At 61.1% G+C, this 13,209-nt stretch carries 15 protein-coding genes; 7 read left to right on the forward strand and 8 right to left on the reverse strand.

The genetic code is table 11. The annotated features are described in order from the left end of the window. Positions 1 to 374 precede the first annotated feature (374 nt). From KMAL_RS00185 to gltA, 4 genes are all read left to right on the forward strand, one after another. A complete protein-coding gene (locus tag KMAL_RS00185; RefSeq protein WP_110093752.1) occupies positions 375 to 1,076 on the forward strand; it encodes a metallophosphoesterase in 702 nt (233 codons plus the stop codon). A 102-nt stretch (positions 1,077 to 1,178) separates the two neighbouring features. Beyond that, positions 1,179 to 1,514 (forward strand): chorismate mutase, encoded by a 336-nt coding sequence (locus KMAL_RS00190; RefSeq protein WP_110093753.1) that lies wholly within the window; start codon positions 1,179 to 1,181, stop codon positions 1,512 to 1,514. 11 nt (positions 1,515 to 1,525) lie between these two features. Then, positions 1,526 to 2,077: a SixA phosphatase family protein gene (locus KMAL_RS00195; protein ID WP_110093754.1), complete on the forward strand. Its 552-nt coding sequence runs from the start codon at positions 1,526 to 1,528 to the stop codon at positions 2,075 to 2,077. Between the two features lie 211 nt (positions 2,078 to 2,288). Further along, positions 2,289 to 3,587: a citrate synthase gene (gene gltA, locus KMAL_RS00200; RefSeq protein ID WP_110093755.1), complete on the forward strand. Its 1,299-nt coding sequence runs from the start codon at positions 2,289 to 2,291 to the stop codon at positions 3,585 to 3,587. A gap of 126 nt (positions 3,588 to 3,713) precedes the next feature. Here the strand turns inward: gltA and KMAL_RS00205 are convergent, their stop codons facing one another. After that, positions 3,714 to 3,953: a hypothetical protein gene (locus KMAL_RS00205; RefSeq protein ID WP_110093756.1), complete on the reverse strand. Its 240-nt coding sequence runs from the start codon at positions 3,951 to 3,953 to the stop codon at positions 3,714 to 3,716. A gap of 233 nt (positions 3,954 to 4,186) precedes the next feature. Between KMAL_RS00205 and KMAL_RS00210 the strand changes: the two genes are divergently transcribed. Next, positions 4,187 to 4,948 (forward strand): orotate phosphoribosyltransferase, encoded by a 762-nt coding sequence (locus KMAL_RS00210; RefSeq protein ID WP_110093757.1) that lies wholly within the window; start codon positions 4,187 to 4,189, stop codon positions 4,946 to 4,948. A gap of 29 nt (positions 4,949 to 4,977) precedes the next feature. After that, entirely contained in the window at positions 4,978 to 5,781 is an 804-nt protein-coding gene (gene murI, locus KMAL_RS00215; protein WP_110093758.1) for a glutamate racemase, read from the forward strand. A gap of 12 nt (positions 5,782 to 5,793) precedes the next feature. On the opposite strand, the gene KMAL_RS00220 is transcribed toward murI, so the two are convergent. Beyond that, positions 5,794 to 6,798 (reverse strand): polyprenyl synthetase family protein, encoded by a 1,005-nt coding sequence (locus KMAL_RS00220; protein WP_110093759.1) that lies wholly within the window; start codon positions 6,796 to 6,798, stop codon positions 5,794 to 5,796. Positions 6,799 to 6,992: 194 nt separating this feature from the next. On the opposite strand from KMAL_RS00220, the gene KMAL_RS00225 reads away from it, so the two are divergent. Then, positions 6,993 to 7,751, forward strand: coding sequence for a methyltransferase (locus KMAL_RS00225; RefSeq protein ID WP_239019861.1), 759 nt, complete (start codon positions 6,993 to 6,995; stop codon positions 7,749 to 7,751). A 66-nt stretch (positions 7,752 to 7,817) separates the two neighbouring features. On the opposite strand, the gene KMAL_RS00230 is transcribed toward KMAL_RS00225, so the two are convergent. From KMAL_RS00230 to pgsA, 6 genes are all read right to left on the reverse strand, one after another. Further along, positions 7,818 to 8,822, reverse strand: coding sequence for a ribonucleotide-diphosphate reductase subunit beta (locus KMAL_RS00230; RefSeq protein ID WP_110093761.1), 1,005 nt, complete (start codon positions 8,820 to 8,822; stop codon positions 7,818 to 7,820). Between the two features lie 213 nt (positions 8,823 to 9,035). Then, positions 9,036 to 10,892 (reverse strand): ribonucleoside-diphosphate reductase subunit alpha, encoded by a 1,857-nt coding sequence (locus tag KMAL_RS00235; RefSeq protein WP_239019862.1) that lies wholly within the window; start codon positions 10,890 to 10,892, stop codon positions 9,036 to 9,038. Positions 10,893 to 11,162: 270 nt separating this feature from the next. Beyond that, a complete protein-coding gene (locus KMAL_RS00240) occupies positions 11,163 to 11,681 on the reverse strand; it encodes a molybdenum cofactor biosynthesis protein MoaE (RefSeq protein WP_110093762.1) in 519 nt (172 codons plus the stop codon). A gap of 7 nt (positions 11,682 to 11,688) precedes the next feature. Then, on the reverse strand, positions 11,689 to 11,943 hold the full coding sequence (gene moaD / locus KMAL_RS00245; RefSeq protein ID WP_110093763.1) for a molybdopterin converting factor subunit 1: 255 nt from the start codon (positions 11,941 to 11,943) through the stop codon (positions 11,689 to 11,691). A 47-nt stretch (positions 11,944 to 11,990) separates the two neighbouring features. Further along, positions 11,991 to 12,497: a hypothetical protein gene (locus KMAL_RS00250; protein ID WP_110093764.1), complete on the reverse strand. Its 507-nt coding sequence runs from the start codon at positions 12,495 to 12,497 to the stop codon at positions 11,991 to 11,993. Positions 12,498 to 12,601: 104 nt separating this feature from the next. Beyond that, positions 12,602 to 13,201, reverse strand: coding sequence for a CDP-diacylglycerol--glycerol-3-phosphate 3-phosphatidyltransferase (gene pgsA / locus KMAL_RS00255; RefSeq protein WP_110093765.1), 600 nt, complete (start codon positions 13,199 to 13,201; stop codon positions 12,602 to 12,604). Between the last annotated feature and the right edge of the window lie 8 nt (positions 13,202 to 13,209).

Below are 13,209 nucleotides of genomic sequence, written 5' to 3' on the forward strand. Positions count from 1 at the left end.
ATGGACCAGGCATCCGAAGCGTTATCTATTGTCGATGCGCAACAGCGTGGAGACGTCAAGGCAAGCCATCCCTGTGTTTGCGGGTAGTGCAAGGATCGTTATCCTGATGGATAATAGTCCTGATATGCGCATCTTTGGTGCGTCTGCTCTGCTATGGTTCGGTCAGGAAGCGGCGATGGGCCGTCATTCATTTTCAGGGAGAGGATTTTCGTTTGAGACGTCGATTACCCTCCCATCTTCCCCATGCCTTTCCGGGTGACATCGCCTCTCCTCCCGGTTTTCCTTCCCGCGTGCCTGTTCCGCCCACGGGGGGCGATCCGGTGGAGAGTCCGCGCCACCACCCGTCAGCGCCCGATAATGATGCGATTGCCCGGATGATCGGGGGGCGCCGCATCCGCATCGTGGGGGATGTGCATGGTGACCTGCATGCGTTCCGGCACGCGGCGGCAACCGACCGGTTCCTGATACAGTTGGGGGACCTGGTGGATTATGGTCCCGATAGCGTGGGGACGTTCCGGTTGATGCAGCAACTGATCGACGAACGGCGCGGACTGTTCGTGCTGGGCAACCATGACCGCAAGCTTGCCCGGGCCCTGCATGGGCGCAAGATGCGGCGTGACCCGCCCCTGATGGAAACGCTGGCGCAGTTTCTGGCGCCGGAGAATGAAGATGTGCGCCTGCGTGCGATAGATGACCTGTCAATGGCGCCCGCATGGATCGTGCTGGGGAAATATGTCTTCGTGCATGGGGGCTTCCATGTGCGCATGCTGGACGAGGCCCCGCCCCCCGGGCTGGGCACGGTCACACCCCTCCTTTCCCGCGCGCTGTTCGGAGAGACGACCGGCCGGATGCAGAAGGACGGATATCCCGAACGGCGTCTGAACTGGGTGGATCACATTCCCGCGGGCTATACCGTCTATTGCGGGCATGACCGGCGTTCTACAGACGGGCGGCCATGGGTGCGCACGGGGCGGGCTGGGGGGACAGCCATCTTTACGGATACCGGCGCGGGCAAGGGTGGCCATCTGGCATGGATCGACCTGCCGGGGATCGAGCCTGCCCCCGCCGGGGCATGAGCATACCTATCCCCTCATCCTGATGGACCCCGTCCTGCAGACCTGCTTCCCCCGGCGTTTGCTGGTATTCCTATTGCGACTTTACTGGGAGCCTTGACCTACATGAACGAAACACCCGTGACGGCCGTGCCGGACGAAGCGCGCGACGCCCTGCTGGAACTGCGCCGCAGCATCGACAATATCGACGCGGCGCTGGTTTACCTGCTGGCGGAGCGTTTTCGCCATACGCAGGCCGTCGGACGCCTGAAGGCCCGTTACCAGATGCCCCCGGCCGATACGGCGCGCGAAGCCCAGCAGGTCGAACGTCTGCGCGCACTGGCCCGCAGCGCGAATCTTGATCCCGATTTCGCGGAAAAATTCCTCGCCTTCATCATCAAGGAAGTCATCCGGCATCATGAGGCCATCGCCCGCCATGCCGATGACAGGCCCCAGTCCTGAGATCCCACGGCATGTCAGGTCTCGAGGAAGGCTGGCGGCATTCCGCGCGCCGGCTCGTGCTGATGCGCCATGCGCAGGCGCGGCCTGCGGTCTTTGGTGATTTCGGGATGGATGCCGATATCCGCCGTCCGCTGACCCCGCAGGGACGCGAGGCCGCCCGCCAGCGCGGTCGCGACCTGCAGGCGATCGGGTTCGTTCCCGACCTTGCGCTGGTCAGCCCATCCGTGCGTACGCGTGAAACATGGACGGGAATGGGATCATTTTTCGGAGATCGCGCGCCCGATGTCCAATATGTGAACGCACTTTACGAAACCTCTGCGGACCGTATCCGTGACGTGCTGTGCGAGGTTGATGAAAAATACAACAATATCATTGTCTTATCCCACAATCCGGGGATTGGAAACCTGGTCGTGGAACTGGCGGGACGCGACAGTTCGGGTAGCCTGCCCCCTGCCCTGTCATTTGGCTTCCCCCCAGCCGCGATGGCGTGCTTTTTCAGCGCAATTCCGTGGAATAATAACCGGAATTCCGAAATGGAACTGTATCGCGCCCTGTGTGACTGATGCCTCCCGGGCATGGCTGCCCCGGATTGCCATGGATGCCATTTCGTCCTTATCTCGGTTTTAACGCCCGCCATGATCCGCATCGGACGGGTGGGCACATAAAACGTGGGCAGGCACGAAACTGTCGCCAGAACGACAGGCTGCCCCAAGGTTGGAGACACGTTTCGCCATACCGCGACAGCGACGGCGGACGACCAGGAGGAAGTGTTTGATGAGAGAGTCAGGAAAAACCGCGACTATCTCGCTAGGCGAAACGAGCGCAACGCTGCCGGTTCTGTCCGGTACGCTGGGGCCGGATGTCGTTGATATCCGCAAGCTGCCTGCGCAGGCTGGCGTATTCACCTTTGATCCGGGCTATGGCGAGACGGCGTCGTGCACCAGCAAGATCACCTTCATCGATGGTGAAAAGGGCATCCTGCTGCACCGGGGATATCCGATTGCACAGCTGGCGGAAAAAGCCACTTTCATGGAGGTCGCCTATCTCCTGCTCAATGGCGAACTGCCGGACCAGAAGGCCTATGACGCCTTCGTGACGGATATCAAGCATCATACCCTGCTGCATGAACAGATCCGCAATTTCTTCAACGGTTTCCGTCGTGACGCGCATCCGATGGCGATCCTGTGCGGCACGGTCGGCGCGCTGTCGTCCTTCTATCATGACGGGATCGACATCTCCAACGCGGCAAGCCGCAACCTGTCCGCGATGCGCATCATCGCGAAGATCCCGACCATTGCGGCCTGGGCCTACCGCTATACGCAGGGCGATACCTTCATTTACCCGCGCAATGACCTGTCCTATGCGGAAAACTTCCTGTCCATGATGTTCGCGGTTCCCAGTGAGCCGTACAAGATCAATCCGGTGCTTGCCCGCGCCATGGACCGTATCCTGATCCTGCATGCGGATCATGAGCAGAATGCCTCGACCTCCACGGTGCGCCTTGCGGGGTCCACGGGGGCCAATCCGTTCGCCTGCATCTCCGCCGGCATCGCGGCGCTGTGGGGACCTGCGCATGGTGGCGCGAACGAGGCCGTGCTGAAGATGCTGGCCGCGATCGGGCACAAGGACAACATCCCCGACTTCATCGCCAAGGTGAAGGACAAGAGCAGCGGCGTGCGCCTGATGGGCTTTGGCCATCGCGTCTACAAGAACTTCGACCCGCGCGCCAAGATCATGCAGGCCACCTGCCACGAAGTCCTGAGCGAACTGGGCATCAAGGACGATCCGCTGCTCGACCTTGCGATCGAACTCGAAAAGATCGCGATCAGCGACGAATATTTCGTCAAGCGCAGCCTGTATCCGAATGTCGACTTCTACTCCGGCATCATCCTCAAGGCCATGGGCATCCCGACCAGCATGTTCACGGTGCTGTTTGCCGTGGCGCGCACCACCGGCTGGATCAGCCAGTGGAAGGAAATGATCGAGGAACCGGGCCAGCGCATCGGCCGTCCGCGCCAGCTGTATGTCGGCTCCCCGCAGCGCGACTTCACCCCGATTTCCGAACGTCCCTGATCCCTTCCCTTTCCCCGGCCCTGACGGATCGGGGAAAGCAGAAGGAACGTGCCAATGGAAACGGGCCTCTCCCACCTGTGGAAGAGGCCCGTTTTCCTGTCTGTGTCACGCCTGATGATGTGGTGTTCAGGCGCAGTCGCATCCGGCGGTCGGACCGGGCTTGTGATGGATGACGTGGTGGTCGATCCATTCGGAGACCAGCCGCCGTGCCTCGTTCAGCGATGCCTCGGGATGATGAATGCGATACAGCGTTGTGCAGGCATGAAAGGCGGACACATCGGTTGTCCCCACCTGACGCAGTTCCTGGTACGCGGTAACGACGGCCCGTTCGCAGTTGCGAACGATATGGCTTGTTTCAGAACCCACGATAAGACACCACCCGAAAATGAGAATTATTATTAACTAGGTGCAGTCTAGTCGATAAGTTGCCCTGAAATCAAGAAAACACTTGTGACCATTTCTCAAATTCATGTTTTTTCAAGGAAATCGCGCAGGTGCGGCACAATGTTGCGTCTGCCTGCGCTAATTATGGATTTTCCGCGCTTTTCCCGGTAAGCGTCTTTTCAACATTTCACATCCCTCATCTGGAGTCAGGTTAGATGCACGACGCAACAGGAAATGGCGCTGGTCTTTCAACCGGTTCAACCGCATGGGATCGGGACGCCGCGCTGACGACCGCGCGTCTCCTGCTGGAAATCAAGGCTGTCAATTTCCGCCCTGACGAGCCCTATACCCTGACGTCTGGCTGGAAGTCGCCGGTTTACATCGACTGCCGCCGGATCATTTTCTTCCCCCGCGCACGCCAGAAGATCATGGAGCTGGGTGTGGAGAAGATCGGCCGCCATGTCGGTTATGAAAGCATCGACGCCGTGGTCGGTGGGGAGACGGCGGGGATTCCCTTTGCCGCGTGGATTGCCGACCGGATGATGGCGCCGATGGCCTATGTCCGCAAGAAGCCCAAGGGCTTTGGCCGCAATGCCCAGATCGAGGGCGATGTGCCGGAGAACATGCGCACCCTGCTGGTGGAGGACCTGACGACGGACGGCTCCTCGAAAGTGCAGTTCGCGCAGGCCCTGCGTGATGCGGGCGCGATCGTGAACCATACGTTCGTCGTGTTCTTCTACGGCGTCTTCCCCGGCGCGTACCAGACCCTGGCGGACATGGACATCACGCTGCATGCCCTGTGCACGTGGTGGGACATCCTTGAAGCCTGCTCTGGCAAGCCGTACTTCTCTGAAAAGGATGCGAACGAGGTCCGCCGCTTCCTTGAAAATCCCTGTGCGTGGTCGGCCAAGCATGGTGGCGTCGCCAGCGCGGAAGAAGCCCTGGCCCGCAAGCTTGCCGCCGCCAAGGGAGCGTGACCATAAGGTGACGGATGGCGTGACGGGACGTGCGGATACTTGCATTTGATTCAGGTATCGGGGGTCTGGGAATCGTGCGCTGCCTCAGGAAGGACATTCCCGGGGCCTGTATCGACTACCTCGCCGATACGGCTGTTTTTCCCTATGGGGAACAGGCGGACGATTTTCTGGTCGCACGTATTGTCATGCTTGTTGGACAGGCCATCGCACGTCTGCAGCCGGATCTGGTTGTCATTGCCTGCAATACAGCCAGCACGCTGGCCTTGGGTGAATTACGTGCACGTTATGATGTGCCCTTCGTGGGGTGTGTGCCCCCCATAAAATGGGCGGCCGACCTGACGCAAAGCGGGACAATCGGCCTGCTGGCCACGCGCGCGACGCTGACGCGTTCCTATCTGCATGACCTGCAGAGTCGGTTTGCGCCTGACTGTACCCTTGTCACCTATGGTACGCGCAATCTGGCGGACCTGTCGGAGCAGGCCTTTCGCGGGCACCTGATCCCGGATCAGGTTCTCAGGGCTGAAATGGCGGGGCTGTTTTCCCAACCGGGCGGGGATGGCATTGATGTGGTGGGGCTGGGCTGCACCCATTACACATTCCTGCTGGATCACTTCCAGCGGCTTGGCCGTCCCGGCGTGCGCTGGATCGACCCGGCGCACGCCGTGTCACGACAGGCCGCACGTCTCGCCCGGAGCCTCGATAATGTCGCCCCCGACCGGGAGGAGACGGGACAGGCATTCTTTACGGCCCTGCCGGGAGATATCGAGGCGTTGCTGCCGGGATTGCGCCACATGGGATATGATACGGCCTGCCCCTTTACGGAGCAGGCATGATGGCAGGTCCGGTTATCGCAGGCGACTGACGGTGTAGGACGCCGTATCCTGCAGCAGTTGCTTCAGGCGCGAGGGCGGGAACATGTCCAGCGCCTGAGACGCCGCCTCGGCATAGCGCGTGGCATGGTCCAGCGTAATGCCGATCGCATTGGTGCGGGCAATCAGTTCGAGCGCATGCTCAAGGTCGCCGGGCTTCTGCTCGCTCTCCTCAATGACGCGGCGCCAGAAGGCGCGGTCTTCCTCGGAGCCGGCCGTATAGGCCGTCAGCACCGGCAGGGTGATCTTTCCTTCGCGGAAGTCGTCGCCGATGGTCTTGCCCAAGGTGGCCTGATCCGCTGCGTAATCCAGCGCGTCATCGACAAGCTGGAACGCCATGCCCAGGTTTGTGCCGTAGGAATCCAGCGCCTCTTCCGCCTTGAGCGGCTGGTCGGCCACGACGGCGCCAACCCGGCAGGCCGCGGCGAACAGGGCTGCCGTCTTGCCGTGGATCACTTCGAGGTATTTTTCGATGCTGGTCGAAAGGTCGTTCTGCGTGGACATCTGCAGCACCTCCCCTTCCGCGATGGTCGCGGAGGCGGAGGAGAGGATGCCCATGACCTTCAGCGAGCCATCATCCGTCATCAGCTGGAACGAGCGGGCGAACAGGAAGTCCCCCACCAGCACCGATGCCTTGTTGCCGAAGATGGCGTTGGCGCTGGCCAGGCCGCGCCGCAGGGTGCTTTCGTCCACCACGTCGTCATGCAGCAGGGTTGCGGTGTGGATGAACTCCACACACGCCGCAAGGGCCACGTGACGCTGGTGGGTGGCATCGGGTTTGTACCCGCACAGCCGCGCCGACGCGAGCGTCAGCAACGGGCGCAGCCTTTTCCCACCTGCCGCGACAAGATGTGCCGCCAACTGGGGGATCAGCGCGACCGGACTGTCCATGCGTTCAACGATCGCGCGATTGCATGCCGCCATGTCATCGGCGAGATATTCAGCCAGGTCGCGCAGGGCAACCTCAGATCCGTCTGCCATCGGGCGTCGAGCCCCTTTGTCTTTCTGACTTGCCGTTTTATCGGATTCCGGCAGACTAACTGCAAGGCCCAAAAGGTTATTCTCCCGGTTCCGAAGGTTCAATCTATCAGAGTATATGAGCGGCGCCGGAAAGGCGGTCAAGCCGGAGGACGAAACCGAATGCTTAATGCGCACGTATGACGGCGATCTCGCGCATGGATACGCTGCCCCCCGTGACGGTGGGAACGCTCCTTGATGGGCGGGTCCGTTACCGCCAGTTTTGCGATGGATACCGTACAGGACTGGAACCTGTCCTGATGGCGGCCTGTGTTCCCGCGCGTGCCGGACAGTATGTGCTGGAAGGGGGATGTGGCGCGGGTGCAGGACTGCTGTGTCTTGCGACACGGGTGCGCGGCGTTCGCGGGATCGGGCTGGAATGCGATTCCCCTACCGTCCTGCTGGGGCGGGCAAACATGGATGAGAACGGATTCGATGCGATTCGCATCCTGCAGGCGATCCTGCCGGTCCTGCCCGATGACCCGCTGCTCAGTGGTCCGGGCACACGGCGCATCGACCATGCCTTTGCCAACCCCCCATGGCACGACCATGCCAGTACTCCCTCCCCCATGCCCCGCCGTGACCGGGCGCGTCGCCTGCCACGGGCGGGTCTGGCACAATGGGTCGGAAGCCTGGCGACGCAGTTGCGCCATCACGGTACCCTGACGCTCGCGGTGCCGGCGACCCTGCTTGACCATACGATTGGCTGCATGGTGGAAAACCGGATGGGGGATGTCACGGTATTCCCCTGCTGGCCCCGGCAGGGCGTCGCGGCGAAGATCGTGCTGATACGCGGCCGTATGGGGTCACGTACTCCGGCGCGGCTTCTGCCGGGGATCGTGCTGCATCACGCGGATGGCACCTTCACGCCCGAAGCCCGCGCCGTGCTGCGTGATGGTCAGGCCCTGCTCGACTGAGCCGGAACCCCACCATCCGGCAACGCGGCCTCCAGAAATGTTTGAGTTTCCAACAGGCGGAGCGTTTCAGTCGAAGGCTTCATCCCATGTGCCCTGTGTGGCGGCACGACTGTATTCGGTGGAGCGGTTTTCAAAGAAATTCGCATGCTCCACCGCATTGACCATTTCATCCACCCACGGCAGCGGATTGGTCGCGACGTCATACAGCCCGTCAAGGCCAAGCTGCCCCAGTCGCCGGTTGGCGACGAAGCGGATATACTGCTTCACCTGCGCGGCATCGAGCCCTTCCACCGGTCCCATTTCAAACGACAGGTCGATGAAGGCGTCTTCATGCTCGACGATGTCGCGGCAGATCTGGCGGATGTCGTCCTGAAGCTTTTCCGTCCAGATTTCCGGGTTTTCCTGAATGAACACCCGGAACAGTCGCGCCATGGAAACACAGTGCAGCGTTTCATCGCGCACCGACCATGACACGATCTGCCCCATGCCCTTGAGCTTGTTGAAGCGTGGGAAGTTCAGCAGGATCGCGAACGAGGCGAACAGTTGCAGCCCCTCGGTAAACGCGCCGAACGCGGCCAGCGTGCGGGCGATCTCGTATTTGTTCGAGACCGAGAATTTCTGCATGTAGTCATACTTGTCCTTCATTTCCTTGTATTTCAGAAATGCGGAATATTCGGCCTCTGGCATGCCGATCGTATCAAGCAGATGGCTGTAGGCGGCAATGTGGATCGTCTCGATATTGGAAAATGCCGACAGCATCATCAGCACTTCGGTCGGTTTGAAGACCTGGCTGTAATGCTTCATGTAGCAGTTGTTCACTTCCACGTCCGACTGCGTGAAGAAGCGGAAGATCTGCGTGACGAGGTGCCGTTCGCTTTCCGTCAGGCTGCGGTGCCAGTCCTTGACGTCATCGGCAAGGGGCACTTCCTCGGGCAGCCAGTGGACCTGCTGCTGCGTCAGCCACGCATCATAGGCCCAGGGGTAGCGGAAGGGCTTGTAGACCGGGTTCGCGGTCAGCAGGTCAAAGTGCTGCTCGGTCCGGGTGTCCGGGCCGGATTGTGTGTCGCTCATGATGCTCACCCTATCTGAAGCCAAATAGGGTCAGGGCATATCGGCAAGCGCAACCGCGCGCAACTGGAAAAACGGCACCGGAACTGTTGAGCAGATCATCAAAAGTTCTTGGTGAAGCCTTTTTCAAAACGCTTCGAAGAACACCACCTTTTTGAAAAAGGTGGCCCCGGAAGCTTCTGATTTTTTATCACCGCATTCTTTCCAAATGCGCCCTTACTGGCAGGCAAGGCATTCCTCGTAATCTGTGGAGGATGCAGAAGGTGGCAGCGGCGGCAGGGCAGCATCATTTTCCTTCTGCATGATGTCGCTTTTCCCCTTGCCGTCACTGACGGCGTCAGCCCGCTGCACCGACAGCGAACGGCAGTAGTACAGCGATTTCACACCGCGTTTCCACGCCATGTAGTGGATCTGGTGCAGGTCGCGCTTGTGCACGTTGGCTGGCAGGAACAGGTTGATCGACTGCGCCTGGCAGATGAAGGGGGCACGGTCGGCTGCATGTTCGACAACCCAGCGCTGGTCCAGTTCAAACGCGGTCTTGAACACGTCCTTTTCCTGCTGGCTCAGGAAATCCAGATGCTGCACGCTCCCCTTGTTCAGGGTGATGGAGGACCAGACCTCGTCAGTGTTCCGTCCTTTCTGCGTCAGCAGGCGGTCCAGATGCCGGTTGCGCACGGTGAAGGAGCCCGAGAGTGTCTTCTGCAGGAACACGTTCGCCGCGATCGGTTCGATCCCCGGGCTGGCATTGCCGGCTATGATCGAGATCGACGCCGTTGGCGCAATCGCCATCTTGTTCGAAAACCGCTCCATCACGCCATATTCCGCAGCGTCGGGACAGGCGCCAAGCAGGTGCGCCAGCTTCCGGGAGGCCGCGTCGGCCTGCTTGCGGATATGTTCGAAAATCCGCTTGTTCCAGACCTTGGCGATCACGCTTTCAAACGGGATGTTCTTTGCCTGCAGGAAGCTGTGGAACCCCATCACCCCCAGCCCGACCGAACGTTCGCGCGCGGCGGCGTATTTCGCGCGTTCCATGTCATCGGGCGCGCGGTCGATGAAGTCCTGCAGCACCCGGTCGAGGAACAGCATCACGTCCTCGATGAACTGCGGGTCGTCTTTCCATTCATCCCACGTCTCGAGGTTCAGCGACGACAGGCAGCAGACGGCCGTGCGTTCCCTGCCATGATGGTCCATGCCGGTCGGCAGCGTGATTTCCGCGCACAGGTTGGAGGTCTTGACCTCCAGTCCCGCCAGTTTGTGATGCTGCGGGCGCGCGTTGTTCACATGGTCGGAATAGATGATGTAAGGCTCGCCCTGCTCCATGCGGGCGGTCAGGATGCGGATCCACAGCGCGCGGGCGGAAACCTTGCGGATGTGGCTGCCATCCTTGGGCGACAGCAGCGCCCATTCCTCGTCCGCCGCCACGGCGCGCATGAACGCGTCGGACACCAGGACCCCGTGATGGAGGTTGAGCGCCTTGCGATTGGGGTCCCCGCCGGTGGGGCGGCGCAGTTCGATGAATTCCTCGATCTCAGGATGCCAGACCGGCAGGTAGACCGCAGCAGAGCCACGACGCAGCGAACCCTGGCTGATGGCCAGCGTCAGGCTGTCCATCACCCGGATGAAGGGGATGACGCCCGAGGTCTTTCCATTGCGTCCGACATTTTCGCCGATCGAGCGCAGGTTGCCCCAGTAGGAACCGATGCCGCCGCCCTTTGAGGCCAGCCACACATTTTCATTCCACAGGTCGACAATGCCGCGCAGGCTGTCATTGGCTTCGTTGAGGAAGCACGAAATCGGCAACCCGCGTGTCGTGCCCCCGTTCGACAGCACCGGCGTCGCGGGCATGAACCAGTGGCGCGAGATGTAGTCATACAGGCGCTGCGCATGTCCCTCGTCCGCGCCGTAATAGGACGCGACACGGCCGAACAGGTCCTGGTACCCCTCGCCCGGCAGAAGGTAGCGGTTGTCCAGCGTCGCCTTGCCAAACGCCGTCAGCAGTTCGTCACGGCTGCGATCAACGCGGACGGGGAAGCCGCCCGGCAACTGGACGACGTCATCAAACATCTCGGGCATGGTGGCCGCATCCTTTCCGTGGATGGCATCCTGTTCATTACCGTAACCCTCGACCCCAGAACCGGAGATGCCATCCAGACTCATCCACTTGAACTCCATAAGCCGGCCGTGACATGTCGCAGGATCGGGTGATCCTGTTCCTGTGTGCCCGGTCATTGCTGCTGTGGCGCTATATATGGACCAATCCGCGCATTGATGCACTACATATATGACCGTGGCGACTGCTCTCGAATCTCGGGAAAACCGGCGTCAAGGGAAAAAAGTTATTTTTCACTCCGCTTTTGAAGGCGGGGCCGGGGACGATGGCGACGCGATTCCGGGACTGTCCCCCTGCCCGTCCTCCCACCTCTGCAGGCTGTGTGCATCCTGTTCGCGTGGCTGCACCCACTGGATGCGACCGTCGCTGAATTCCTCTTTTTTCCAGAATGGCGCGCGGCTCTTGAGCCAGTCCATGACGAACTCGACCGCTGCGAAGGCAGTGCCCCGATGGGCCGCCGTGCACAGGACCAGCACGATCGGCGCCCCGACCGTCAGTCGCCCGACACGGTGGATGATCGTGCAGCCCAGAAGTCCGAATCGGGAGACTGCCGATTCGGCGATTCGCGTCATCATCGATTCGGTCATGCCGGGATAATGTTCCAGTTCCATGGAGCATAGCCCCCCGTCCCCACGGACCAGTCCGACGAACGACGCCATGGCCCCCACATCGGGATGTCCCGCCAGCAGGAGCGTGCTTTCATGCGTGGGATCGAATGGTTCGGTCTGCACCTGGACATGGATGCGTGGCATGGCGGTCCTATCCCCCCGTAACTGGTGGGAAGAAGGCGATCTCGTCATCCGGTCCGATGCTGGCATCCAGCGTCGCGAAGGACTGGTTGACCGCAACGCGCACCAGTTCCGGCTGCCCGAAGATTTCGCCATAGGCGCCCCCACGCGCCTGCAGCACGGACACGAGGTCGCTGACCCGCGTCACGCCGGAGGGCAGGACCATGGCTTCGCGATCATGGCCAAGGCGATCCCGTAGCCATGCGAAGTAGAGAATGTCCGGCATCCGCCCACCCTTTTCCTGCCTCAGGTTCTGCTGTGCGTAGCGCTATATCAGGGATGGGGTTGCTCGACCACCGCGCCATCGGCCTGGATCACGGTTTTGCTGCCATCCGCATGGGGGACGATGATGGCGGCATTCGCGGCCTCGGCATGGTTCATGGCAGCGTGCACCGCGTCGCGGCGTCCTTCCTGCACGGCAGGCATGTCGGTCGCCGGGTCGTCGTCGTCACCGATGCTCAGCGATGCCCCATCGAGCAGTTGCTGCGTGCCATTGGCGGAGCGTCGCACGAAATGCCCGGAGTCCGCATGCACGCGGCCCGAACTGATGTCCGCCAGTGTCGGCATGGACTGGATCTGGTTGGCCCATATGTCATGCCCCTGCGACAGGATCGGCGGCTCTGCCACCGCATGGCCCATGGAACGGCGCACATTTTCGGATTCCATCTTCGGCATGTTCGGCAGGCTGCCGGGCAGTTCCGTGCTGTCGGCAAGGATATCGCCAAATCCTCCACACCCCGTCAGGCATAACAGCAGCAGGAACGGGGCCTTGGGACGCATCGCACTCTCCTTGGTTCATGGCGCATACAACCATAAGGAGAATTTGCCCGGATATTCACACAACCACAAGTGGTATATGTGGTGGCGATGACGTGGCGGCCCGGTCAGGGAACGATGTTGCCCACCGACTGGTTGTTGCGGGTAACGTGCTGGATGCCGGTGGACAGGTAATCCCATCCCGTAACCAGGGTCAGGGCTGCCGCGATCCACAGCATGATCGCCCCCAGCAGGTCGACCGGAAGCCAGGTGATGTGCAGCAGTCCGGCCGTGCTGTCCCCCGCCAGCAGGAAACCGATGGCTGTCATCTGTACCCCGGTTTTCCATTTGGCAAGCCGCGTGACCGGCAGTCCCACCTTGGTGGTCGCCAGATATTCACGCAGACCGCTGACCAGGATCTCACGCGAGAGGATGATGATCGCGGGATAGAGCGTCCAGTAAGGAAGCCGTGCCAGTCCGGCAAGCACCATCAGGCACGCCCCCACCAGCAGTTTGTCGGCGATGGGGTCGAGCATGCGGCCAAGGTCGGAATTCTGGTGCCATGCGCGCGCCAGTTTGCCATCGAGGTAGTCGGTAATCCCGGCCAGGATGAAAATGACGCACGCGGCGCAGTCCGTGCCCGGTGTGTTGATGACAACCAGCAGCACAACGACCGGCACCGCAACAATCCGCGACAGGGTCAGGAGGTTAGGCAGGTCAGTAAGCATGGTTCACC

Origin of the sequence: Novacetimonas maltaceti (assembly GCF_002906255.1) — a bacterium.
Lineage (GTDB): Bacteria > Pseudomonadota > Alphaproteobacteria > Acetobacterales > Acetobacteraceae > Novacetimonas > Novacetimonas maltaceti.

Coding starts and splice junctions, on each gene's coding strand:
- KMAL_RS00185 (WP_110093752.1), top strand. CDS start 375: ATGATCGGGGGGCGCCGCATCCGCATCGTGGGGGATGTGCATGGTGAC.
- KMAL_RS00190 (WP_110093753.1), top strand. CDS start 1,179: ATGAACGAAACACCCGTGACGGCCGTGCCGGACGAAGCGCGCGACGCC.
- KMAL_RS00195 (WP_110093754.1), top strand. CDS start 1,526: ATGTCAGGTCTCGAGGAAGGCTGGCGGCATTCCGCGCGCCGGCTCGTG.
- gltA (WP_110093755.1), top strand. CDS start 2,289: ATGAGAGAGTCAGGAAAAACCGCGACTATCTCGCTAGGCGAAACGAGC.
- KMAL_RS00210 (WP_110093757.1), top strand. CDS start 4,187: ATGCACGACGCAACAGGAAATGGCGCTGGTCTTTCAACCGGTTCAACC.
- KMAL_RS00220 (WP_110093759.1), bottom strand. CDS start 6,798: ATGGCAGACGGATCTGAGGTTGCCCTGCGCGACCTGGCTGAATATCTC.
- KMAL_RS00225 (WP_239019861.1), top strand. CDS start 6,993: ATGGATACGCTGCCCCCCGTGACGGTGGGAACGCTCCTTGATGGGCGG.
- KMAL_RS00230 (WP_110093761.1), bottom strand. CDS start 8,822: ATGAGCGACACACAATCCGGCCCGGACACCCGGACCGAGCAGCACTTT.
- KMAL_RS00235 (WP_239019862.1), bottom strand. CDS start 10,892: ATGCCCGAGATGTTTGATGACGTCGTCCAGTTGCCGGGCGGCTTCCCC.
- KMAL_RS00240 (WP_110093762.1), bottom strand. CDS start 11,681: ATGCCACGCATCCATGTCCAGGTGCAGACCGAACCATTCGATCCCACG.
- moaD (WP_110093763.1), bottom strand. CDS start 11,943: ATGCCGGACATTCTCTACTTCGCATGGCTACGGGATCGCCTTGGCCAT.
- KMAL_RS00250 (WP_110093764.1), bottom strand. CDS start 12,497: ATGCGTCCCAAGGCCCCGTTCCTGCTGCTGTTATGCCTGACGGGGTGT.
- pgsA (WP_110093765.1), bottom strand. CDS start 13,201: ATGCTTACTGACCTGCCTAACCTCCTGACCCTGTCGCGGATTGTTGCG.